Here is a 23,333-nt window from a genome sequence, read left to right on the forward strand (position 1 = left end):
GCGGGCCGGGTACGGCGTCGCGCGTACCCAGCCCCGAGAACCACCTGTCGTCAGCAGCCGCTCGTCGGACCCTGGGGCGGCGACTCTCCGCAGCCGTCCCCCGTGGTGACACCGTCGTCCTCTTGCTCGTCCTCCTCGCCGCCGAGCCAGACTCCCAGTTCGCCGATGTCCTGGTGCCTGGGGTCCAGGTCGAAAATGTCGGAGAGCCCTGCGGGCGCCTCGCTCATGTCGCCGGGCAGATGCTCCTGGATTGCCGGTGCTGCCATCTCCACTCCCTGCGCTCAAGCCCCCGGCCTCGTCGCCGGGTGGCATGGATTCCGGGCCCGTCCGCTGTCGAACGGGCCCGCGTCTTCAGTCGATCGTCAGACGCGTGCTGGGCTTGTCGACGCTCACCCCGCCGGGAACATCGGGGTCGTCGGGCCGGTAGGCACGTACAACGGGCTCGGCGTCCCGCTTCTCGCGGTCGAAGCGACGGACGGCATCGGCCAGGCGGGAGGCGAGCTGCTCGCAGCCCGGTCCGTGGGCGATGACGCCCAGCTCGTAGCGCTCGGAGGCCGACCGCGGAACCGGTCGCAGCGTGAGGTACGCCAGCGAGCCGTCGTCCCACACGGCGGGCATCCCCGCACCGAGCACCCAGCCGACCAGACCCCGTTCGACCGTCTCCGATGTGGCACGCAGCCGCCCGTACGGCGCGATCACACCCGCGAGCCACACCTCCAGCCGCGGCAGCAGTCCCTCCTGGCCACTCAGCTCCACGCCGGACCACTGCTCGTGGCGCGGGCCGGTGAACGCCTCGGCGAGCGCGTCAGCGTCTGCTTCCTGGTCCTCGTCGACGATCAGGCGCACGTCCCGGCCGGCTAACCGAACACTGCGTACGGCGTGTGCGCTGAAGCCCTGCATGGCCACGAAACCGGAGCGAATGACCGTATCGGAACGCAGATGCCTCCCCTCGCGGGCGAACGCGAACGTACGGGAGAGGCCACGGAACCGCAGCGGCACCAACAGTCGCCCATCCGGGGCGAGTTGGTCCACCCACGCCGCCGCCACGTCCGCCGCGCCGACGGTGACGACAATCCGGTCGAACCCTCGCGCCGGAACGTCCGGGAGCGGCTGGGCACCGTCCGCCTGCCTGACCCGTACTCCCCCGTAGCCGGCCTTGTCGAGGAGAGTGCGAGCCCGAAGGGTGATGTCCGGATCGATGTCGACGCTGGTCACCGAGGACTGCTCGCCCACCAGCTCCGCCAGTAGCGCCGCATTGGCCCCGCCCGACCCGACCTCCAGCACGGTCATGCCCCGGGCAACCTGGGCCGCCTCCAGCATCCGGGCCTGCAGCCAGGGGGCCGACACCGAACTGACCGGTTTTCCGCGGTCGTTGTATTTGGTGAAGATGCCCTCGGGCGCGTTGTAGACCTCCTGCGGACTCACCTCGGGAGCGAACAGGTGTCGCGGCACCGCCAGGAAGGCTGCTGCCACCTCGTCCGAGGTGATCGCCCCACGCGCCCGCAGGTCCGCGACCATCCGTCTGCGAAGAACCTCGGGCGTCGACGTGTTCACGCCGGTCTCAGTCACGCCGTCTCCATCCTCAAGGTCACGCCGCCTCCATCCTCAAGCGCGCCGCGCTTCGTCACCGAGCCGGTGTCCGTTCGCAGAAGACGAGCATCTGTGGCAACCACGACCAACCCGCGTCCGAGGAGTCCGCGTCGAACTCCAGCACGCCCCAACCGCGGACTCTCCGCCTTGCGGAAACTGACTCGGCCAGCAGCCTGAAGGTTGCGGTACGTGTCGTGAACGCCACGTTCGGTAGTTGTGTGATCGGTTTCGGTTGGCCTTCGGAGGCCACGTCCATGTTCTCCGTGTTCACGGGCTCTGCGTCAAGTCCCTTGATTTCAGCCACTTCTGACAGCGGATCAGTTGCCGGGTGGGGACGGTCGCCCCCACCGTGCCCCTATGGGCCGCGCCTCAGCGCCGTACCCCCGACACCTGCGGTCCGTGCCGTTGGCCCGGCAGCGACAGCGGTGACGGTGCCGGTGTGCGGTCCTCCAGGGGGACCGGGGCTGGCAGGCCCGTCGTCTCGCCCAGGAAGACGCGGCGGACCACCCGCTCCGCCGCCAGGCCGTCGTCGTACGGGCAGAAGCGCGCCCGGAAGGCCGACCGCAGTTGGGCGGAGCGTGAGCCGCGCCAGTGGTCCGTGATGAAGATGTCGATCAGGTCGTCCTCGTCGCGCGCCACCGCGCCCGGCGGGAAGGCCCGGACGTCGAAGTAGGTGCCGCGGGAGGCCTCGTAGGCGTCCCAGTCGTCGATGTGGATGACCACGGGCCGGTCCAGATTGACGTAGTCGAACATCAGTGACGAGTAGTCCGTGATGAGCGCGTCGGCGGCCAGGCACAGCGACTCGACCCGGTGGTGGCCCGAGACGTCGATGATGCGCGGGTGCGGGGTGTGCGGCAGCGGGGCCTCGTACGTGTGGTGGGCGCGGGTCAGGATCACGAAGCGCGGGCCCAGCGCCTGGGCGAGGCGTTCCAGGTCCAGCGGGACGTACGGGGTGCGCCGGTAGTCGCGCTGGGTGGGCGCGTACAGCACGGCCGTGAAGCCCTCGGGGATGCCCAGGGACTCCCGCAGCCGGGCGACGTCGGCCGAAGTGGCTTGCTGGAACACGTCGTTGCGGGGATAGCCGTATTCGAGCGCGGTGTGGCCGGCCGGATACGCCTTCTCCCACACGAGGGTGGAGTGACGGTTCGCCGAGAGGGAGAAGTCCCACTGGTCGACGCCCGCGAGGAGGTGGTCGAACTCGGTGCGACGGGCGGCGGCCGGGTGGTCCTGGAGGTCGAGGCCCATCGATTTGAGCGGGGTGCCGTGGTGGGTCTGGAGGAGGATCTGGCGCGGGCGTTTGACCAGGCGACGGTCGAAGTTGACGTTGTTGACGAGGTACTTGTCGCGGGCGAGCGCCGTCCAGTAGCCGAAGCTGCCGGGGCGCAGCTTGCGGGTCCCGGTGGGCACGGTGTGGTGGTACTCGGCGCGGCCGATCCACGACGTGCCGATGTGCGGGGCGAGTTCGCGGACCTTCTCCTCGATGGCCGCCGGGTTGCAGGCGTACCCCCGGCCGTCGTACGCCGCGAAGACCGCCCTGTTCTCCCGTACGGGCAGGCACCGTTGGACCCGGTAGTGCAGGTGCAGCGCCCCGGCGCGCACGGCCCGCGCGAGTGCTGTGGCGACCCGGTGGGCGCCGATCTGCGCGCGCTGCGCCGTCCACAGGGCGCGGTACGTGCGGTGGGCGCCGAACCGCAGCAGGGTGTGGCGCAGCCGGGCCCGCAGCAGCGGCGCGGAGCCCGGGGTGCGGTGGCGGCGGTGGTGGGCGCGGGCCCGGCGGAAGAACTCGGGGCGGCTGCGGCGCGGCAACCGCCCCCGAACGGCGACGAGTTTGGAGAAGTGGTCGAGCATCCGCCGGAAGAGGACGGGGCGCCAGTTGTCCAGGGCCGGCCGGGAGTCGATGAACGCGAAGACCCGGTCGTACTGGTCGAAGATGTCGAAGTGCTTGCGGCTGGTGGTGGACAGGATGTTGCCCTGGCGCCGCTGCCGGTAGTGCACGCAGACGCGGTCGAGCGTCGCGATCGAGTCGGCGGCCATCAGCGCGGGGAAGGTCCAGGGCGTGTCCTCGTAGTAGCCGGGCGGGAAGGCGAAGCCCTGGCGTTCGATGTACTCGCGGCGGTACGCCTTGTTCCACACGACCATCAGCACCCTCAACAGGTCCGGCCTGTCGGCGAGTCGGAAGGGCGCGGGGCCGGACTCGTCCAGCAGGTCGGACAGGATGTTCCGCACGACCTCGCCCGACCAGTACGTACGGGCGTAGTCGTAGACGAGGACGTCGGGGCCGTCCGTCTCCTTGAGCCGGTCGGCGATGGTCTGGAGCGCGCCGGGGGTGAGGGTGTCGTCGCCGTCGAGAAAGATCAGGTAGTCGCCGGTGGCTCGGGCGATACCGGCGTTACGGGCGGGGCCCAGGCCCTCGTTCTGCGGGAGGTGCACGGCGATCACGCGCGGGTCGCCGGCGGCGACTTCGTCCATGATCGTTCCGCAGGCGTCGGGCGATCCGTCGTCCACGGCGATGAGTTCGAAATCCTCGTACGTCTGGCCGAGCACCGACCGCAGACACTCCTGCAAGTACGCCTGGACCTTGTACGCGGGGACGATGATGCTGAACCGGGCCATGGCTCGGGAACGGCCGATGGAGTGACCGGGTTACGCCAGACGTGGCATACGGGGGACAAATGCGCCGGGCGGGCCGGTAGTTGAACCGGCCCGCCCCTTTTGGCGTACTTTCCCGTCGAACGGGTGCCCGAAGCGGCCCTACTTGACCGCCCCCGCCATGACCCCCGAGACGAACTGCCGCTGGAACAGGAAGAAGACGGCCAGCGGGATGATCATCGACAGGAAGGCGCCGGGCGCCAGCACATCGATGTTGTTGCCGAACTGCCTTACCTGCTGCTGGAGTGCGACCGTGATCGGCGGATTCTCGGAGTCCGCGAAGATCAGGGCCACCAGCATGTCGTTCCAGACCCAGAGGAACTGGAAGATGCCCAGCGAGGCGATCGCGGGACCGCCGAGCGGCATCACGACCCGGGTGAAGAGCCGGATCTCGCCCGCGCCGTCGAGGCGGGCCGCCTCCAGGAGTTCGCGCGGAATCTCCGCGAAGAAGTTCCGCAGAAGGAAGATCGCGAAGGGCAGTCCGAAGGCGACGTGGAACATCACCACGCCGAACGTCGTCTCGAAGATCCCGATCTCACCGAAGAGTTCCGAGACCGGGATGAGCGCGACCTGGACCGGGACCACCAGCAGACCGACGACGAGCATGAACCACCAGTCGCGGCCCGGGAAGTCCATCCACGCGAAGGCGTATCCGGCGAGCGAGCCGATCACCACGACCAGCAGGGTCGACGGGACCGTGATCATCACCGTGGACCAGAGGGAGTTGGTGATGATGTCGTTGGACAGCAGCTCCGAGTAGTTCTCGGTGGTGAGCTGCGCCGGCTTGGTGAAGACCTGCCACCAGCCGCTCGCCGCGATGTCCGCCCCGCCGCGCAGCGACGAGATCAGCAGACCGATCGTCGGCATCATCCAGAACAGGGCGACCAGGATGAGGAAGACCTGGACGACCCCGCCGCCGGCCTTCGCGGCGATCCGGGCCGGCAGTGACAGCTTCGCCTTGACCGAGGTGTCGGCCGGCGGGGTCCGCTTCGCCTTGACCGCTGTGTCAGTCGTACTCATCGGCGGTTCTCCTTCTGCATCCGGCGAATGTTGAAGAGCATCACCGGGATCACGAGCAGCAGGAGGAATACGGCGATCGCGCTGCCCACGCCGACGTTGGCGTCCGTGCCGAACGACGAGCGGTAGAGCTGGAGCGCCAGCACGTTCGCGTCGTCCTGGGACGAGCCTGGCGCGATGATCAGTACCAGGTCGAAGATCTTCAGCACATTGATCATCAGGGTGACCATGACGACGGCCAGCACCGGCGCGAGCAGCGGCACGGTGATCCGGCGGAACACGTTCCACTCGTTCGCGCCGTCGACCCGCGCGGCCTCCAGGAGTTCACGCGGCATGCTCGCCAGACCGGCGCCGATCAGCACCATCGCGAAGCCCGCCCACATCCACAGATAGCTGCCGATGATCGCGGGGGTGACGAGGTTCGGGCCGAGCCAGTCCACGCCGTTGTACGGCTCCCTGAAGTTGCTCTCGGGCAACTGGAGTACGGCTCCGTCGGCCGAAGCCGGCAGGCTGAACGTACCGTCGGAGGCGGCGCTGGCCGACGCGACGACCTTGCCGTCCTTGACCGCCTCGATCTTGAGGCCGCCCAGGCCGAGTTCCCTGGGGTCGACGATGTTGGGCTTGCCGCCGCCGCCCTTGGTGAAGTCCAGCCAGGCGGTGCCCGTGATCTCGCCGCCGCCGCTCTTGGCCGCCCTGGCCGGCTCGGCGTCCGACGGCATCTTGCCCGCCGGTACGCCGACCAGCGGGATCAGCACCGGCGTGCCCGCCGTTACCGGCGCCTTGGTGACGAACGAGCCCTTGGCGTCGCCCGCCTTCAGCGGATGCGCCGGCAGCGGGCGCGCCTTCGGGTAGCCGGCCGATTCGGAGAAGGTGTCGTGCACACCCACCGCGACGGCGTTGGCGATGCCGCGCTCCGGGGCCTGCTCGTACACCAGCCGGAAGATGATGCCCGACGCGAGCATCGAGATCGCCATCGGCATGAAGACGATCATCTTGAACGCCGTTCCCCAGCGCACCCGTTCGGTGAGGACGGCGAAGATCAGACCGAGGGCGGTGGCCACCGTCGGGGCCACGATCACCCAGATCAGGTTGTTCTTGATCGCGGTCCGGATGGTGTCCTCGGTGAATATCTCCACATAGTTGTCGAAACCGGCGAAGCCGTCGCCGGACTGGTCGAAGAACGACCTGTAGACGGAGAACCCGATCGGGTAGACCACGAGCGCGCCAAGCAGCACCAGCGCGGGCAGCAGGAACGCCACCGCGAGACCTTTACGTGTGCCTGTCACGCTCTTGCGCTTCCCCTTGGCAGGGGGCGGGGGCGCCGACACCTTGGTGCCGGTGCCCCCTGTTGTCGCCGACGTCACCGCGTCAGCTCTTGTATGCCTTGGCGGCGTCCGACTCCAGCTGCTGCTGAGCGCCCTTGACGTCCTTCGGGTTCTTCAGGAAGTCCTGAAGGGCCTTCCACTCGCCCTTGCCGGGCGTACCGCCGAACGACTGCGGCATCTGGTCCGACATGTCGAAGCGGAAGTCGTCACCGGCGTCGATGAGCGCCTTGGCGATGTCACGCTGCACGTCGCTCGGGTACGCCTTGCCGTCCAGGGCCTTGTTCGGCGAGATGAAGCCGCCGGCCTCCGCCCAGATCTGCGCGGCGTCCGTGGACGCCAGGAAGGTCAGCAGCGCCTGCGCGCCCTTGCTGTCCGTGAGCGCCACGGCCGCGTCGCCACCGGTCACCACCGGGGAGTCGGCACCCACGGCCGGGAACGGGAAGATCTTCGCGTCCGTGCCGACCTTCGCGCCGGCCTCGGTCACGTTCACACCGGCGAAGTCCGCGGCGAAGACCATGGCCGCCTTCGGCGCGTCACCCCCGGTGAAGGTCTGGGTGACGGAGGCGGGGAACTCGGTCTGGAGCGCGCCGTCCGCGCCACCGGCGACCAGGGCGGGCTTGCCCCAGATCTCGGCGAGCGTCGTCAGCGCGGCGGCCACCGACGGGTCGGTCCACTTGATCTCGTGCTTGGCCAGCTGGTCGTACTTCTCCGGGCCGGCCTGCGACAGATAGACGTTCTCGAACCAGTCGGTGAGCGTCCAGCCGTCGGCGCCGCCGACCGAGACCGGGGTGACACCCGACGCCGAGACCGTCTCGGCGGTCGTCAGCAGGTCCTTCCAGGTCTTCGGCTCGGCCGCGCCCGCGTTCTCGAAGGCCGTGTTGTTGTACCAGACCAGCGACTTGTTGGCGGCCTTGAAGTAGACGCCGTACTGCTCGCCGTCGACCGCGCCGAGATCCTGCCAGCCCTTGCCGTAGTTCTTCGACAGCTGCGCCTTCGCCTCGGCGCCGACGGGCTTGGCCCACTTCTTCTCCACGGCCTGCGTGATCGCGCCGACCTGCGGGAGCATCGCCACGTCGGGCGGGCTGCCGCCGGCGATCTTCGTACCGAGGAAGTTGACGATCGGGTCCTGCGCGGGGACGAACGTGACCGTCGCCCCGGTCCGCTTCTCGAACTCGTCCAGCACCTTGGTGAAGTTGGCCTGCTCGGGGCCGGTCCACACTGCGGCGACCTGGATCTTCTCGCCGTCCAGCTTGGGCAGTTCGACCGTGGTCGCGGGCTTCTTGCTCTCGCTCCCACCGTCCGACTTGTCCTCGGAGTCGCCACCACAGCCGGTGAGCACCACGGCGCCGACGACGACCGCCGCCACCGCCGCTCTGGGTGAGCCCTGTGCCCATGAGCGTGCTCCGGCTCCAAACACCTTACGGCGATTAAGAGTTGTACGCATGACTGCCCCGTCTCTCCATTGCGCGTGCGGATCTTGACGCATGTTTTCGCATGCGGACCGGCGCCTCGCGCGAGCTGACGACGCCGTCCTTGTCCCGTGCGGTAAGTGATACGCGCCGTGACCGTAGGCCGCAATACCGTCCTGGGCTTCAAATCCAAGATCGTGATGGGCTCGTGACGTCGTTTGCGGACGTAGGGGTAATTTCAGAGAGGTGAAGGCATGGCGACGTGCCGAGGTCTGGACCAAAGAGGGCTCCGACCTCGGGATGTCCGCTTTCGGCCATCGCGCGGACACCCGCCGATCGCCCGCCGACCGCTCGCGTGACGACCCCGCCATCGACCTCGCCGCCGACCTCGTCGGCCACCCCGCCAACCACCGCGCGGGCAGGCCCGGTCAGACCGGCCCCAGCGGCCCCACGGGCACCGCCGAGACCGAACGGGCCGCCCTTTCCAGGGCACTTGCGAGCAGGGCCAGATCCGTCGGCCCGTTGCCCAGCTCACGCACCGGGCGGCGGGCCGGCGGATCGCCCATGCGCTCCCACTCCAGCGGGACGACCGTCGGCCGCAGCGTCGCCGTACGCGGGATCCGGCCGGTCACCCGGCCGCCCTGGAACGGCGTCACCCGGCCGTCCGGATGCCCGAGCCTGCCGCGGCCCGGCAGCGGATCGTCCGGGGTGGGCGCGGCCGTCGGCGTGTCCAGGACCACCCGCAGCCGGGTCCGGCCCGCCAACTCCGTCTCCGAGGTCCGGTCGGGGCGGGCGGACGTCGCGACCAGATGGACGCCGAGGCGCTCGCCGTCGCGTGCGATCGCCTCCAGCGCCCGTACGACCGAACCGGCCGCCGGGCGGCCCGGACTGCCCAGCCCCGGAGCGACCAGGGCGTCGTAGTCGTCGACGAGGACGATGAGCCTCGGCAGGACCGGGCCGGGGCCGGGCTCGCCGCGCGTACGGGACGAGGTCTGCCGCAGCCTGAGGGTGCCGCCGCCGGCCGGCTGCGCGGGCTCGCCGGGCCTGCCGCCCGGAGCGGTGCCCTGGGTGGGAGGCCGCGGGCCGCCGCGCTGCTCGGTGGGGCTCGGCGCGCGCTGGCCCACCATCCGCTCGGCGACCTCACGTCTGTTGTGCCACTCGGCGAAGTCCAGCCGCCCCAGCACCTCGGCGCGCCGCTTCAACTCCGCACCCAGCGCCTGCGCGAACTCCCGCATCCGGACCGGGTCCGACGCCACCAGGTGCTCGGTCACATGCGGCAGCTCCGTACAGGCCAGCAGCCCCTCACCGCGCTCACCGCCCGCACCGTCCACCAGGAGCAGGCCGAGCCTGTCCGGGCGGCCACCCGCCGCCAGGGACGCCGCGACGGCGCGCAGCAGCTCCGTACGGCCACTGCCCGGCGGGCCCTCGATCAGCAGATGCGGGCCCTCCTCCACCAGATCCACCGTCACCGGGCCGTGCGGCCCCGTGCCGAGCACCGCGGTGCTGCCCGCCGCCGACGCCCAGCGCGCCATCAGGGACGCGGGCGTCGCCCGCGCCAGCCCCAGCTCGTCCAGCAGCCTGGCCGAACGCGGCAGTACCGCGGCCTGTCTGCGCCGGCCCGATGCGGCGGCGCTGCCCGCTTCCGTACGGAGGGGGGCCAGCGCCCGGCCGAAACGGTCCGCCCATGCCGGGGACACCGCGTCCACCGTCGCGACCGTGCCGTGCCCTGCGGGCTGCCCCAGCGCCGTACGCAACAACCGCAGGGCCGTCGCCACATCGCCGCTCAGCATGGCCACCGCGCCGCACTCGCGGAAGGCGAGCGAGGCCGCGCACGCCGTCTCGTACGTCGCGGCCACCGGGGAGACGGGCGACGCCGCCGGAGTCTCGGCCAGACAGATCACATGGACACCCGCCACGGAGCCGGCACCGGCCAGCCGCGCCGTGGTCTCGCGCAGCGCCGCCGAGCCGGGATCGCCGTCCACCACCACCAGGGTGGCCGTCCCCTCGTACCGCCCGGCGGCCTCGGCGACCGACCGGTTGTCGGCCGACGCCCACGCCGTACCGAGCGGCCCGTCGTCCAGCCGGCGCGTCAACTCGCCCAGCCGGGCGGTGGCCTGGTCCCGGTCGTAGGCGAGGAGCAGCCGGCAGTCCTGGCCGTGGGCCGGCCGCGCGTGCGGCAGCCAGCCGAGCCAGCCCCACTCCCGCTTGCGCTGCTCCACGCTTCGTGTCCGGTCGGCGCTGATCAGCACGATCTCCAGATCGGCGGGGGAGTGCAGCGCGGCGAGCTGCGCCACGGCCGACCTGGCGAGACCGGTCAGCCGCTCCCTGGGGCCCGCGAGACCGAGCGAACCGGCCTCGCGCAGGCTCACGGTCACGGGCACCGAGGGCAGCGGGCCGGACCCCTCGGGCGACGGGCGCTCGGTCGTGCCCAGCCGAAGGACGAGCGATTCGGGGTGGCCGGGGCCGCGCTCCCACAGGCGCGGGCCGGGGCCAAGCGTCGTCATCAGTACGGAGGCGGGATCCGGCCAGGTCTCGTCGCGGGGCGCGCGGCCGGTCGGCCGGGCCCCGGAGCCGGTGTCCGACGGGACACCGTCGTCACCGTCCGGGAACTCGTCGCCGCGGGCACCGGCCAGCCGCCGGGCCCAGGCGCCTATGCCCCCACGCCGCCTGCCGGGGGGTCCTTCGGGCAGCTCCGTGCCGCGCGTGGGCGTGCCCTGCCGGCGGGACCCCGGCGTACGGCTGTGTCCCTGCGGGCCGTCGTCGGCCGCGCCGTGCGCCTCGTCGCCCTCGGCGCGGTCGTGCGCGGGGCGCCCTGCGGCGCCGGGCACCGGCGCGTAACGGGCGTCGCCGTAACGGGTGTCGGCGTCGGAGCGGGGGGTGCGCGGGTCGGGCACCCGGGGCGTGACGGCGGGGCCGCCGTGACCGCCCCGCGTGTACGCGTGGACCGTACGGCCGCCGGGGGTGCCCGGTCCTCCGTCCGACCCGGAGTCCGACCCGGACCGCGCGCCGGTGGACGTCCCCGCACTGTCGTTGCCGCCGGCCTCGTCGTCGCTGTGCGCACCGCCGCCGTCCGTGCCGCCGCCGGGGGTGATCCGCAGATACCCCTCGCCGTCCGGCGTCGCCGTCAGCGTCGGCATCCGGCCGCCCGAGGTGAGCCGCAGCGCGGACTCACCCAGCCGCAGCAGGGCGCCCGCCGGGAGCGGGACCGCGCGGGACCCGACCCGGATGCCTTCGAGCGTCGTGCCGTTCGTGGAATGCAGGTCCGCCACCGACACATGACCGTCATCGGCCACGGTCACCGAGCAGTGCAGCCGCGAGACGTCCGGATCGTCGAGCGGTACGTCGGCGTCGGCCGAGCGGCCGATCCTGACCTGCCCGCCGTGCAGCAGATGCACCCCGCCCGCGTCCGGACCCGCGACCACATGGAGCTGGGCCGGGACGTCGTCGGTGGGCGCGTCGTCCTCGCCGGGGACCTGGAGGGACAGCACGGCGCCGTCCACCAGCGGGGGCTCGCCCAGGGTGCGGCGGTGCGCGTCCAGCCGCTCCCGCCCCGCGTACAGCACGACGGTGCCCGAGACGTCGGGGCCGGCGACGGCCGTGGCCAGACCGGAGGCGACGGTGGCGAGCGCCGTCCCGGCCGGGGCGGTGACGAGCACGTCGCACGCGCGCCCCGCAGGATGGCCGCTGCGCGGCGCGAGGACGGTCAGCCGGATCTGCATCGCCGTCAGCGGTCCCTTCTGCGCGGGGTGCCCGGCAGGGGTGCTGCCCTGTGTGAATCCCCCCACCCGGCACCGACACATCGTCCGGTACAGGTCGGCACGGACGGTGAGCGAACGACCCCACACATCGAGTGCTGGATGGCATCTTCGCACCTGCCACCGACAACACGCCCACGGGCCGGGGGTAAGTGATCTTGAATGGTCGGCTGTGGGTGCAAAAGTGCGTGGTTGGGAGCGTGTTGGGATCATCCGCGGACCCTGTGGGTACCCGTGAGTGGCAACCATCCGTAGGAGGCGTGCGTCTTCCTCTCGAACATGACCGCGACGGGAACCCGCGTCCGACCTCTAAAGTGGGTCGGACACCCGGGTGGGCCCGGGACCATGCAAGGACCACCAGCAGCAGGGAGCGCATGACGTGCGGCCGGTAGGCAGCAAGTACCTCCTGGAGGAGCCCATCGGGCGCGGCGCCACGGGCACCGTCTGGCGTGCCCGTCAGCGGGAGACCGCCGGCGCCGAGGCGGCGGTGGCCGGGCAGCCCGGCGAGACCGTCGCGATCAAGGTCCTCAAGGAGGAGCTGGCGAACGACGCGGACGTGGTGATGCGCTTCCTGCGCGAGCGCTCCGTCCTGCTCCGCCTGACCCACCCCAACATCGTGCGGACCCGCGACCTGGTCGTCGAGGGTGACCTCCTGGCCCTCGTCATGGATCTGGTCGAGGGGCCCGACCTGCACCACTACCTGCGGCAGAACGGCCCCTTCAGCCCGGTCGCCGCGTCGCTGCTCACGGCCCAGATCGCGGACGCGCTGGCCGCCAGCCACGCCGACGGCGTCGTACACCGCGACCTGAAGCCCGCCAACGTCCTGCTGAAGGACGACGGCGATCAGCTGCACCCGATGCTGACCGACTTCGGCATCGCCCGGCTCGCCGACTCCCCGGGGCTGACCCGGACGCACGAGTTCGTCGGCACGCCCGCCTATGTCGCGCCGGAGTCCGCCGAGGGCCGGCCGCAGACCTCCGCCGTCGACATCTACGGCGCCGGCATCCTGCTGTACGAGCTGGTCACAGGCCGCCCGCCGTTCGCGGGCGGCACGGCCCTCGAAGTGCTCCACCGCCATCTCAGCGAGGAGCCCCGCCGCCCGTCCACCGTTCCCGATCCGCTGTGGACGGTCATCGAACGCTGCCTCCGTAAGGAGCCGGACGAGCGGCCCAGCGCCGTGAATCTCGCCCGCGGTCTGCGCACCGTCGCCTCCGGTATCGGTGTGCACTCCACGTCCGCCCAGGTCAACGCGGCGATGGGGGTGGGAGCCCTGCTGGCGCCCGACCCGTCGCCCACCACGGTGCCCGGTGAGCCCGGCGCGGCCGACCCGACCCAGGTCCTGCCGAGCAACGCGGGATCGTACGACCCGGGCGCCGCGACCAGCGTGCTGCCGACCAACGCGCCGAACGCGCCCGGCTCCGCCGACCCGACGTCGGTCATGCCGGTCGGCGCCGGCGGTCCCGGCGCGGGCGCTCCCGGCGCCGGTCCGCGGCCCGAGGACCCGCACCCCTGGCAGAACCAGCTCAGGGCGGCGCGCGACCGCAACGAGCAGACCCAGGTCCAGTACCTGGACCCGGGTCAGGATCCGCTCCGGCGCAGGCCCCAGCGGCCCCAGGGCCAGGGCGGCCAGCGCCAACAGCCCCCGCCGCCCCAGCAGCAGCACCAGCCGCAGCGAGCACCGCAGCCGTACCCGCCCCAGCAGCCCCAGCAGCAGCGCTACGCACCGCCCCCGCAGCAGCAACAGCGCTACGCACCGCCCCCGCAGCAGCCCGCGCCCCAGGCGCCCCAGCCGCCGGCACCGCGCCAGCCCCGGCAGCGCAACGCCAACCCGATGCGGATCCCCGGCCTCGGCTGTCTCAAGGGCTGCCTGTTCACGATCATCCTGCTCGTCGTGGCCAGCTGGCTCGTCTGGGAGCTGACCCCGCTCCAGGAGTGGATCGGCCAGGGCAAGAGTTTCTGGCAGGCGATCAAGGACTCGTACAACTCGGTGTCGGACTGGGTCTCCGAGTTCGGCGGTTCGGACTCCGGACCCACCCCCTGATCCAGCGGAACACCGGCGCCGGTGGGGGCTCCCCATCGGCGCCCGGTACGGATCCGGCGCTTCTGTCGCTTTGTCGATAGCTGCGGGACCAATTCCCCCGTAGAAGTGAACGTTGACGCGGTACCGGGCAGTGAACACCCCGATACCCGCGTACTTTGATGGGCAAAGCCAGCCGCTGAGGGAGCAGTCTTGGCACGGAATATCGGCAGCCGGTACACCGCCCATCAGATCCTGGGACGGGGCAGCGCCGGCACGGTGTGGCTCGGTGAGGGACCCGAAGGGCCCGTCGCCATCAAGCTGTTGCGCGAAGACCTCGCCTCCGACCAGGAACTGGTCGGGCGCTTCGTCCAGGAGCGCACCGCGCTGCTCGGACTCGACCACCCGAGGGTGGTCGCCGTCCGCGACCTCGTCGTCGACGGCAACGACCTGGCCCTCGTCATGGAGCTGGTGCGCGGCACCGACCTGCGCACCCGCCTCGACCGCGAACGCCGCCTCGCGCCCGAGGCCGCGGTCGCCGTCGTCGCGGACGTCGCCGACGCCCTCGCCGCCGCGCACGCCGCCGGTGTCGTGCACCGCGACGTCAAGCCGGAGAACATCCTGCTCGACATGGAGGGCCCGATCGGCCCGGGCGGCTCGCACCCCGCGCTGCTCACCGACTTCGGCGTCGCCAAGCTGATCGACACCCCCCGCCGTACGAAGGCGACCAGGATCATCGGCACCCCCGACTACCTGGCGCCCGAGATCGTCGAGGGCCTGCCGCCGCGCGCCGCCGTCGACATCTACGCGCTCGCGACGGTCCTGTACGAGCTGCTCGCCGGCTTCACACCCTTCGGCGGCGGCCACCCCGGAGCCGTCCTGCGCCGCCATGTCACCGAGACCGTCGTGCCACTGCCCGGCATCCCCGACGAGCTGTGGCAGCTCCTCGTCCAGTGCCTGGCCAAGGCCCCGGCGTCCCGGCTGCGCGCCTCCGAGCTGGCCGCCCGGCTCCGCGAGCAGCTTCCGCAGCTCGCCGGCATCCCCTCCCTGGAGGTGGACGAGCCCGACGCCGAGCCGGCCGAGGAGGAGCGGTCGTACGGCGACGCCGAGGCCGCGTCGGCGGCGGCCGAGCAGCCCCGCCGCCGGGGCGCCGTCCCGCTCGTCCCCGGAGCGGCCCCCGACTCCAACCGCGACACCCACACGAGCATGCGCGTCCCGGCCCCCGACGAACTCGCGGGCGGTGCGCGCGGCACGGCCAGGGCGCCGCGGGCCGCGGGCCAGCGCAGGCCCGGATCGGCCCGCCACAAGGCGGAGGTCGTCCGCAAGCGCCGGATCACACTGGGCGCGACGGCCGTGCTGCTGATCGCCGTCCTCGGCGTCGGCGGCTGGCTGGCGACGAGCAGCGACGGCGCGGAGCGCGCCCCCACGGCCCCGCCACGGTCGGCGCCGCCGGTTCCGTAGGGGCTCCCCCGGGCACGGCTGCCCTCGATCGCCGAGACGGGCCGCGATTGCGCCCCGTCCGCCCGCGCGGCAGCCAGCAGAGCACGGCGGCGGGGTTTCGGCGGGCAGCCGTTAGGCTGGGGCCGTGGCAGTCGTCGATGTATCCGAAGAGCTGAAGTCCCTTTCCTCGACCATGGGGTCGATCGAGGCCGTCCTTGACCTCGACAAGATGAGGGCCGAGATCGCTGTCCTGGAGGACCAGGCCGCCGCCCCGTCCCTCTGGGACGATCCGGAGGCGGCGCAGAAGATCACCAGCAAGCTGTCGCACCTCCAGGCCGAGCTGCGCAAGACCGAGGCGCTGCGGAGCAGGATCGACGACGTCGAGGTGCTCTTCGAGCTCGCCGAGAGCGAGGACGACGCCGACGCCCGCAACGAGGCCGAGTCGGAACTCACCTCCGTGAAGAAGGCGCTCGACGAGATGGAGGTCCGCACCCTCCTGTCCGGCGAGTACGACGAGCGGCAGGCCCTCGTCAACATCCGGGCCGAGGCCGGCGGCGTCGACGCGGCGGACTTCGCCGAGCAGCTCCAGCGCATGTACATCCGCTGGGCGGAGCGGCACAACTACCCGACCGAGGTCTACGAGACGTCGTACGCGGAGGAGGCCGGCATCAAGTCGACCACCTTCGTCGTCAAGGCGCCGTACGCCTACGGCACGCTCTCCGTCGAGCAGGGCACCCATCGCCTGGTCCGTATCTCGCCGTTCGACAACCAGGGACGCCGTCAGACCTCGTTCGCGGGTGTCGAGGTGCTTCCCGTCGTGGAGTCCAGCGACCACGTCGAGATCGACGAGACCGAGCTGCGCGTGGACGTCTACCGCGCGTCGGGCCCCGGTGGCCAGGGCGTCAACACCACGGACTCCGCGGTCCGGATCACGCACATTCCCACCGGCATCGTCGTCTCGTGCCAGAACGAACGCTCGCAGATCCAGAACAAGGCCAGCGCCATGAACGTCCTTCAGGCGAAGCTGCTCGAACGCCGACGTCAGGAGGAGCAGGCCAAGATGGATGCCCTCAAGGGCGACGGCGGCAACTCGTGGGGCAATCAGATGCGTTCGTACGTCCTGCATCCGTATCAGATGGTCAAGGATCTCCGTACGGAGTTCGAGGTAGGCAATCCGCAGGGTGTGCTCGACGGCGAGATCGACGGCTTCCTGGAGGCCGGAATTCGCTGGCGCAAGCAGCAGGAACGCTAGGCACTTCTCAGGGATTCCGCCCAAGGTCAGAGCCCAACTGAGGCCTCCGACAAGGGACTCGCTTTGTCGACAAGGGAACTGTCGCCCAGGAGGCGGCAGTTCCCGTTTATGTCACAGTTACCGCTCGCTCGGCGGACAACTGCCTTGAAATCCGGGCATCGTGCGCGCAACGACCTTGACGCTTATGCGAAAACTCGGAATGGTGACGCGCGGCATGCGTATTTCTGGGGCGCGTGTGATCGGGGGACCCGCACACACGGACCCCCAACCGGCCGGCCCCGGACGCTGCACCATTCACGATTAGCTACTGGGGGTAGCAAGCACATGACCAAGAAGACGCGTATCCGCGTAGCGCGGATAGCTGCCGGCGCGGTGATCGCCGCCGGTGCCTCGCTGACCGCTGCGGGCGCCGCCTCGGCCGTCGGCATCGACGTCAACGTCGGTGGCCTGAGCGCCAACGCGGATGTCAACGAGGGTGGCCTGGACGTCGGCCTCGGCCTCGGCGACACCGACGGTGGCGGCGACCCGGGTGGTGTCGACGGCGGTGTTGACGGCGGCGGCGACCCGGGTGGTGTCGACGGTGGAGCCGATGGCGGTGCTGACGGCGGTGCCGATGGTGGCGCTGACGGCGGTGCTGACGGTGGAGCCGATGGTGGCGCTGACGGCGGTGCTGACGGCGGTGCTGACGGCGGTGCCGATGGCGGTGCTGACGGTGGAGCCGATGGTGGCGCTGACGGCGGTGCTGACGGTGGAGCCGATGGCGGTGCTGACGGCGGTGCTGACGGTGGAGCCGATGGCGGTGCTGACGGCGGTGCTGACGGTGGAGCCGATGGCGGTGCTGACGGTGGAGCCGATGGTGGCGCTGACGGTGGAGCCGATGGCGGTGCTGACGGCGGTGCCGATGGCGGTGCTGACGGTGGAGCCGATGGTGGCGCCACCGTGGGCCAGAGCGGCGGCACCGACGCGGGCCAGACCGGTGGCACCGACACCGCCACCGGCGGGGCCGACACCGACAACGGCGGCTCTCAGCCGGTCGAGCAGGGCGAGGCCAAGGAGGAGCTGGCGGAGACCGGCGCCGCCGAGACCACGTTCCTGCTCATCGGTGCCGCGACCATGATCGCCGGCGGCATCGGCTTCCGGATGCTTCCGCGTCTGGCCGGCAACCGCGCCGCGGCTGCCTGACGCATTCGCACGCACACAAGGAAGGGCCCGGACACCGATTCAGTGTCCGGGCTCTTTCCCGTGCTCGGGTCCACCCCGCTCAGGGGCGGCTCAGGCCGTCTGCTGTCCCATCGCCACCAGGGCCACCGCCGCTATCAGCACGGCCAGCAGAGTCAGCAGCGCCACCGGGCTCAGACCGCCGAAGGGGTCGTGCTCCAGCCGCTCCCTGTTCGCGCGGCAGACATGGCACCGGCCCTCGCTGACGGGTCCCGCGCAGTTGGCGCACACCAGCCGATCAAAGGTCATGCGCTCTCCTCCTCCCGCGCCGCGGAGCCGCGGGCACTGTCTCTGCGCTCAACGCTCCGGGAAACGCGACCGTTCCCCCTACCACTGTGCCAGCTTCCGCTCGTTTCGGCGCGCCCCGTCGGATTACACCCGGTCCGTCCCCGATGGCGCTCGGCCGTCATCCGTGATAAATCACCCATGCCCGGACCAACCCCGGCGGCCGACTGCGCGGCCTTGGCCGGTTCGCGTAAGGTCTCGCTCACCTACTCCCGGCCTACCGTGGTGCACCCGTGATCCGATTCGACAACGTCTCCAAGACATATCCGAAGCAGAACCGACCCGCTCTGCGTGATGTGTCCCTCGATATCGAGAAGGGGGAATTCGTCTTCCTGGTGGGCTCGTCGGGCTCCGGCAAGTCGACCTTCCTGCGCCTCGTCCTGCGTGAGGAGCGCGCCAGCCACGGCATGGTGCACGTCCTCGGCAAGGATCTCGCGCGGCTGTCGAACTGGAAGGTGCCGAGCATGCGCCGTCAACTCGGCACGGTCTTCCAGGACTTCCGCCTCCTGCCGAACAAGACCGTCGCGCAGAACGTCGCGTTCGCGCAGGAGGTCATCGGCAAGTCCCGTGGCGAGACCCGTAAATCCGTCCCCCAGGTCCTCGATCTCGTCGGACTGGGCGGCAAGGAGGACCGGATGCCCGGTGAACTCTCCGGTGGTGAGCAGCAGCGCGTCGCGATCGCGCGGGCCTTCGTCAACCGCCCCATGCTGCTGATCGCGGACGAGCCGACGGGCAACCTCGACCCACAGACCTCCGTCGGCATCATGAAGCTGCTGGACCGCATCAACCGCACCGGCACGACTGTGGTGATGGCGACGCACGACCAGAACATCGTCGACCAGATGCGCAAGCGTGTGATCGAGCTCGAAAAGGGCCGTCTCGTGCGAGACCAGGCGCGAGGCGTCTACGGCTACCAGCACTGAGTAACGCGAAGAGCATCGAAAGCTGAAAGGACGCCATGCGCGCCCAGTTCGTCCTGTCGGAGATCGGCGTCGGTCTCCGCCGAAATCTGACGATGACGTTCGCCGTCATCATTTCCGTAGCCCTCTCGCTCGCGCTGTTCGGCGGCGCACTGCTCATGCGCGAGCAGGTCAGCGTGATGAAGGACTTCTGGTACGACAAGGTCAACGTCTCGATATTCCTGTGCAACAAGGGTGACGCCGAGACCACCGACAAGTGCGAGAAGGGTCCTGCCACCGCCGACCAGCGGAAGACCATCGAAGCCGATCTCGAAAAGATGGACATCGTCGACGACGTCTACCACGAGACGGCCGACGAGGCGTACAAGCACTACCGCGAGCAGTACGGCGAGACGCCCATCGCCGGGATGATCACCCCGGACCAGATGCAGGAGTCGTTCCGGGTCAAGCTGAAGGACCCGGAGAAGTACAAGGTGGTGGCGACCGCCTTCGAGGGCCGGGACGGTGTGCAGTCCGTCGCGGACCAGCGCAACATCCTGGAGAACCTCTTCAACCTGATGCAGGGCATGAATGTCGCCGCGCTCGGAGTGATGGCGCTGATGCTCGTCATCGCCCTGATGCTGATCGTGAACACCGTCCGGGTGTCCGCGTTCAGCAGACGCCGGGAGACCGGCATCATGCGGCTGGTGGGGGCGTCGAGCTTCTACATCCAGATGCCGTTCATCATGGAGGCCGCCTTCGCCGGGCTGATCGGCGGCGTCGTCGCCTGCGTCCTGCTGCTGGCCGGGCGTTACTTCCTGATCGACGGCGGACTCGCGCTCGCCGACAAGATGCAACTGGTCAACTTCATCGGCTGGGACGCCGTGCTGGCCGTCCTTCCGCTGGTGCTGGTGATCGGTCTGCTGATGCCGGCCGTTGCCGCTTCCGTCGCGCTGCGCAAGTACCTCAAGGTGTGATGATCGCCCCTGGCGTCGTCTCGCCAAGCCGCTCTGCGGCGCCGGGGGTTGTCCTAGACTCGTCGCCATGCCGGGCCACGAAAATCGCCTCAGGCCCCACGGGTTCTACCGCGGGGCGGCCCTGACACTGCTCTTCGCGAGCGTGCTCGCCACCGCCGCGGCCACCGGCTCGCTGCCGCGCGCCGACGAGGAAGCCGCCCGGACAAGCACCCGCTCCGTCGCCTCCACGGCCGACAAGGACGAGGTCGCCAGGGCCGCCGCCGAAGCCATGGCCGACGGGAAGTCCGCCACCGAGGCCGCCGAGGACGTCGTCAGCCGCAGCGGTGACCGCTGGGGCGCCGTGTACGACAAGGGTGAGTACGAGGAGTTCGAGCAGGCCCTCGACGGCAAGTACACCGGGGTGGGTCTCTCCGCCAAGCGGCTGGCCGACGGCCGGATCGCGGCGAGCAAGGTCCAGCCGGGCGGCCCGGCCGCACTGGCCGGGATCAAGGCCGGCGACATCATCCGTACGATCGACGGCGAGCCGGTGGGCCGGCGGCCGGTGACCGAGGTCGTCGCGCTGTTGCGCGGTGACGGTACGGACCGGGACACCGGCCGGTCCGAGGACGCCTCCGCGGGCACCACCGTCGTCGTGGGCCTGACGCGCGACGGACAGGACTGGACCGAGCGGCTGCGCCGGGCCAGCCTCAGTACGGACGCCGTCACGTTCGACACCGGCACCGACGGCGCGCTCGTGATCAAGGTCGCCGCCTTCACCAAGGGCAGCGGCAAGCAGATCAAGGACGCCGTCCTGGAGGCCCCCAGGGGCGCCGGCGTCCTGCTCGACCTCAGGGGGAACGCGGGCGGGCTGGTCACCGAGGCCGTCGAGACGGCCTCCGCCTTCCTCGACGGCGGTCTGGTCGCCACGTACGACATACGCGGTGAGCAGCGCGCCCTGTACGCGGACCCGGGCGGCGACACCGAGCGGCCCGTGGTGGCGCTCGTCGACGGCGGCACGATGAGCGCCGCCGAGCTGGTCACGGGCGCCCTCCAGGACCGGGGCCGGGCGATCACGGTCGGTTCGCCCACCTTCGGCAAGGGTTCCGTACAGATGCCGAGCCGGCTGCCGGACGGTTCCGTGGCCGAGCTGACGGTCGGGCACTACCGCACACCGGCCGGTCACAAGGTCGACGACAAGGGCATCACACCCGACCTGGTGGTGGACGAACGGGCCCAGGAGCGGGCCCGCACAGTATTGAGTGGCCTCGGGGGCGGGTCTTAGTGCGAAAATGAAGGCACTATGGCTAAGGAAAAGGACACAGGGCGCAAGCTGGTCGCGCAGAACAAGAAGGCGCGGCACGACTACCTCATTCTCGACACCTACGAGTGCGGTCTCGTGCTGACAGGTACCGAGGTCAAGTCACTGCGCCAGGGACGCGCCTCCCTGGCGGACGGCTTCGTACAGATCGACGACCACGAGGCGTGGCTGCACAACGTGCACGTGCCCGAGTACACCCAGGGCACCTGGACCAACCACTCGGCGCGGCGGAAGCGGAAGCTGCTGATGCACCGGCTGGAGATCGACAAGCTGGAGCAGAAGTCGAACGAGTCCGGCCACACGATCGTGCCGCTGGCCCTGTACTTCAAGGGCGGGCGGGCCAAGATCGAGATCGCGCTGGCGAAGGGGAAGAAGGAGTACGACAAGCGCCAGACGCTCCGCGAGAAGCAGGACCGGCGTGAGACGGACCGCGTGGTGTCGGCCGCGCGCCGCCGTCAGCGGGCCTGATCGCCCCACGGGGCGGAATAAGGTGGCCGCGCGCCGTGTTGGTCACGTACGATGGCTGTTGTCCCGCACAGCAGGGGCAGCGTTTGAAAAATCAACATGGGGATGATCGGTTTCGACAGCGGATGTCGAGGCAGGGGAAGCGAGTCGAGGAAGCGGCAATGATCTCGTTAACCATATGTCGCAAACTATAATCGCCAATTCCAAGCGCGATTCCTCCACCTTCGCTCTCGCTGCTTAATTAGCAGCTAGCGAAGACTCCGTGGAGTGTCAGCCCGGGAGTGTTCCCGACCCGGATCCTGGCATCAATTAGGGGACTAAACCACCGTGTTCGGTCACGGGACACGGTGGGAAATCAAACAGTGACTGGGCCCGTCGGAGACTTGTTCGTGTGATCTCCGGGGCCGAGAAAAGCGTAGCGAACTGCACTCGGAGAAGCCCTGGTTCCGCACCGTTGGACGCGGGTTCGATTCCCGCCATCTCCACAGTTCCCATGTGAGGCGAAGGCCCCGCTGCCCTGGTGGCAGCGGGGCCTTCGCCGTGCTCCCGGCGCCGAGTCCCCGCCGTGAAATCAGACACAGCGGCTCGGCGAGGTGCGGCCCGCCGTCGGCCGCGCAGCCGCCGGCCCGCCGCGTCGCATCGAAGCGCCCCGGAATAAGGCCAGTTCAGGACAGTGCGCCCCATGTCGGGCGACCGTGCCGAATGGCCGGAACGTTTACCTCAAGGTCGGCCGTTCGGCAATGAACTCGTACAGATGCCCCATGAACTGGCGAAGCTGGAGCGCGGGTGTCGGCGCCGTGCGCTACATTCTGGGTCCGGGTGCAAGTGGTGGGGGCGCTCGGTTCGGGTGGGGGCCCGGCCGATGGCCGTATTCCGGCCAGTTTCATGCACGCACCCAGTGATCCTGTGGGGGATGTGCGTACAGCAGTGGATAATTGGCGAGAAGATGCCCAAAAGGGGCATGCGCATGAGTCGATGGACGTCACCGTCGAGCTCGACGGTCTGGGACGGCAGCTCTCCGAGCTGCCCGGCCCGACCGCGGAGGCCTCCGGCATACCTGCGGCGCGTGCCGCGGACAGCTCCGACGGTCCCGTCTTCGTCGACGCCAGCGGCCGGCGGAGCAAGAAACTCCGGCGTCTCGGCTGGGTGCTGGCCATCGCCAGCGCCTGTTACGCCGTCGCCCTGGCCGCGGCCCTGATCGGCGGCAGCTCCAGCGCCCCCTGGCTCCAGATACCCGGCGTCAGTGACAAGCGCGACTCCGACAAGGTCGAGATACAGCCGCCCCCGGAGGACCGGCCCACCACGGGGGCCACGCCGGGCGCGGGAGGTCTCGGCCCCAGCCCGTCGGACTCCGTCTCCGGTTCGCCGTCCGCGCCCGACGCGAGCACGGGAGTGACGCGGGAGCCCGACCCGTCCGGGTCGACCTCCGGCAAGCCCGACCCGGACCCGACGCCCGGTAAGCCCGATCCGCGGCCGGATCCCGGCGAGCCCGGTCCGGGCACGGGGGATCCCGACCCCGGGCCCAATCCCGGTGGCACCGACCCGGGACCGGTCGATCCGGGGCCGGTCGATCCCGGCCCGGATCCCAGCCCCTCGGACACACCGCCCGTCGATCCACCCGTGCAGGACGGCCAGCAGGCAGTCGCGGAAGGCGCCCGGTAGCAATGACCTCTTCTGGCAGACGGGCCCCGTCGCACAAAGGCCAGCACAAGCAGAAGCGGGGGCGCGTCGCCAGACG

17 protein-coding genes and 1 other RNA gene are annotated in these 23,333 nt (G+C 70.5%); 9 read left to right on the plus strand and 9 right to left on the minus strand.

Going from position 1 to position 23,333, the window contains the following annotated elements; translation table 11 throughout:
* Window positions 1-50: 50 nt before the first annotated feature.
* From OG700_RS25560 to OG700_RS25590, 7 genes are all read right to left on the minus strand, one after another.
* Window positions 51-266: a hypothetical protein gene (locus tag OG700_RS25560; RefSeq protein WP_405617369.1), complete on the minus strand. Its 216-nt coding sequence runs from the start codon at window positions 264-266 to the stop codon at window positions 51-53.
* An 85-nt stretch (window positions 267-351) separates the two neighbouring features.
* Window positions 352-1,569: a methyltransferase, FxLD system gene (gene fxlM, locus OG700_RS25565; protein WP_405617370.1), complete on the minus strand. Its 1,218-nt coding sequence runs from the start codon at window positions 1,567-1,569 to the stop codon at window positions 352-354.
* A 390-nt stretch (window positions 1,570-1,959) separates the two neighbouring features.
* A complete protein-coding gene (locus OG700_RS25570) occupies window positions 1,960-4,203 on the minus strand; it encodes a CDP-glycerol glycerophosphotransferase family protein (protein ID WP_405617371.1) in 2,244 nt (747 codons plus the stop codon).
* 138 nt (window positions 4,204-4,341) lie between these two features.
* Window positions 4,342-5,259, minus strand: a complete 918-nt coding sequence (locus OG700_RS25575; protein ID WP_405617372.1) for a carbohydrate ABC transporter permease — start codon at window positions 5,257-5,259, stop codon at window positions 4,342-4,344.
* On the minus strand, window positions 5,256-6,620 hold the full coding sequence (locus tag OG700_RS25580; protein WP_405617373.1) for a carbohydrate ABC transporter permease: 1,365 nt from the start codon (window positions 6,618-6,620) through the stop codon (window positions 5,256-5,258). The genes OG700_RS25575 and OG700_RS25580 overlap by 4 nt, the downstream gene beginning before the upstream one ends.
* Before the next feature lie 4 nt (window positions 6,621-6,624).
* Window positions 6,625-8,025: an ABC transporter substrate-binding protein gene (locus tag OG700_RS25585; protein ID WP_405617374.1), complete on the minus strand. Its 1,401-nt coding sequence runs from the start codon at window positions 8,023-8,025 to the stop codon at window positions 6,625-6,627.
* Window positions 8,026-8,418: 393 nt separating this feature from the next.
* Window positions 8,419-11,709, minus strand: coding sequence for an FHA domain-containing protein (locus OG700_RS25590; RefSeq protein ID WP_405621971.1), 3,291 nt, complete (start codon window positions 11,707-11,709; stop codon window positions 8,419-8,421).
* 415 nt (window positions 11,710-12,124) lie between these two features.
* On the opposite strand from OG700_RS25590, the gene OG700_RS25595 reads away from it, so the two are divergent.
* From OG700_RS25595 to prfB, 3 genes are all read left to right on the plus strand, one after another.
* Window positions 12,125-13,786 (plus strand): serine/threonine-protein kinase, encoded by a 1,662-nt coding sequence (locus OG700_RS25595; protein ID WP_405617375.1) that lies wholly within the window; start codon window positions 12,125-12,127, stop codon window positions 13,784-13,786.
* Between the two features lie 189 nt (window positions 13,787-13,975).
* On the plus strand, window positions 13,976-15,223 hold the full coding sequence (locus OG700_RS25600) for a serine/threonine-protein kinase (RefSeq protein WP_405617377.1): 1,248 nt from the start codon (window positions 13,976-13,978) through the stop codon (window positions 15,221-15,223).
* A gap of 124 nt (window positions 15,224-15,347) precedes the next feature.
* On the plus strand, window positions 15,348-16,454 hold the full coding sequence (gene prfB, locus OG700_RS25605; RefSeq protein ID WP_405617379.1) for a peptide chain release factor 2: 1,107 nt from the start codon (window positions 15,348-15,350) through the stop codon (window positions 16,452-16,454).
* 300 nt (window positions 16,455-16,754) lie between these two features.
* Here prfB and OG700_RS25610 read toward each other — a convergent pair whose 3' ends face one another.
* Both OG700_RS25610 and OG700_RS25615 read right to left on the minus strand, forming a co-directional pair.
* On the minus strand, window positions 16,755-17,651 hold the full coding sequence (locus OG700_RS25610) for a hypothetical protein (RefSeq protein WP_405617381.1): 897 nt from the start codon (window positions 17,649-17,651) through the stop codon (window positions 16,755-16,757).
* A 75-nt stretch (window positions 17,652-17,726) separates the two neighbouring features.
* A complete protein-coding gene (locus OG700_RS25615) occupies window positions 17,727-17,921 on the minus strand; it encodes a hypothetical protein (RefSeq protein WP_405617383.1) in 195 nt (64 codons plus the stop codon).
* 269 nt (window positions 17,922-18,190) lie between these two features.
* Between OG700_RS25615 and ftsE the strand changes: the two genes are divergently transcribed.
* The 6 genes from ftsE to OG700_RS25645 all read left to right on the plus strand — a co-directional run bounded on the left by ftsE (window position 18,191) and on the right by OG700_RS25645 (window position 23,257).
* Window positions 18,191-18,880: a cell division ATP-binding protein FtsE gene (gene ftsE / locus OG700_RS25620; protein WP_078077079.1), complete on the plus strand. Its 690-nt coding sequence runs from the start codon at window positions 18,191-18,193 to the stop codon at window positions 18,878-18,880.
* 35 nt (window positions 18,881-18,915) lie between these two features.
* The gene (gene ftsX / locus OG700_RS25625; RefSeq protein WP_405617385.1) at window positions 18,916-19,833 is read left to right on the plus strand and encodes a permease-like cell division protein FtsX; all 918 of its coding nucleotides are present in this window, start codon (window positions 18,916-18,918) and stop codon (window positions 19,831-19,833) included.
* Between the two features lie 67 nt (window positions 19,834-19,900).
* Window positions 19,901-21,094 (plus strand): S41 family peptidase, encoded by a 1,194-nt coding sequence (locus OG700_RS25630; RefSeq protein WP_405617387.1) that lies wholly within the window; start codon window positions 19,901-19,903, stop codon window positions 21,092-21,094.
* A gap of 18 nt (window positions 21,095-21,112) precedes the next feature.
* Entirely contained in the window at window positions 21,113-21,598 is a 486-nt protein-coding gene (gene smpB, locus OG700_RS25635) for an SsrA-binding protein SmpB (RefSeq protein ID WP_405617390.1), read from the plus strand.
* A gap of 98 nt (window positions 21,599-21,696) precedes the next feature.
* Window positions 21,697-22,083: a transfer-messenger RNA gene (ssrA, locus tag OG700_RS25640) on the plus strand.
* Window positions 22,084-22,570: 487 nt separating this feature from the next.
* Complete coding sequence (locus OG700_RS25645) at window positions 22,571-23,257, plus strand: hypothetical protein (protein ID WP_405617392.1); 687 nt, start codon at window positions 22,571-22,573, stop codon at window positions 23,255-23,257.
* Window positions 23,258-23,333: the final 76 nt, after the last annotated feature.

Source organism: Streptomyces sp. NBC_01508 (assembly GCF_045040315.1).
Lineage (GTDB): Bacteria > Actinomycetota > Actinomycetes > Streptomycetales > Streptomycetaceae > Streptomyces.

Excerpts from the sequence above, each read along its gene's own strand:
- OG700_RS25560 (WP_405617369.1), bottom strand. The coding sequence starts at position 266 with ATGGCAGCACCGGCAATCCAGGAGCATCTGCCCGGCGACATGAGCGAG.
- OG700_RS25570 (WP_405617371.1), bottom strand. The coding sequence starts at position 4,203 with ATGGCCCGGTTCAGCATCATCGTCCCCGCGTACAAGGTCCAGGCGTAC.
- OG700_RS25575 (WP_405617372.1), bottom strand. The coding sequence starts at position 5,259 with ATGAGTACGACTGACACAGCGGTCAAGGCGAAGCGGACCCCGCCGGCC.
- OG700_RS25585 (WP_405617374.1), bottom strand. The coding sequence starts at position 8,025 with ATGCGTACAACTCTTAATCGCCGTAAGGTGTTTGGAGCCGGAGCACGC.
- OG700_RS25590 (WP_405621971.1), bottom strand. The coding sequence starts at position 11,709 with ATGCAGATCCGGCTGACCGTCCTCGCGCCGCGCAGCGGCCATCCTGCG.
- OG700_RS25615 (WP_405617383.1), bottom strand. The coding sequence starts at position 17,921 with ATGACCTTTGATCGGCTGGTGTGCGCCAACTGCGCGGGACCCGTCAGC.
- ftsX (WP_405617385.1), top strand. The coding sequence starts at position 18,916 with ATGCGCGCCCAGTTCGTCCTGTCGGAGATCGGCGTCGGTCTCCGCCGA.
- OG700_RS25630 (WP_405617387.1), top strand. The coding sequence starts at position 19,901 with ATGCCGGGCCACGAAAATCGCCTCAGGCCCCACGGGTTCTACCGCGGG.
- smpB (WP_405617390.1), top strand. The coding sequence starts at position 21,113 with ATGGCTAAGGAAAAGGACACAGGGCGCAAGCTGGTCGCGCAGAACAAG.
- OG700_RS25645 (WP_405617392.1), top strand. The coding sequence starts at position 22,571 with ATGGACGTCACCGTCGAGCTCGACGGTCTGGGACGGCAGCTCTCCGAG.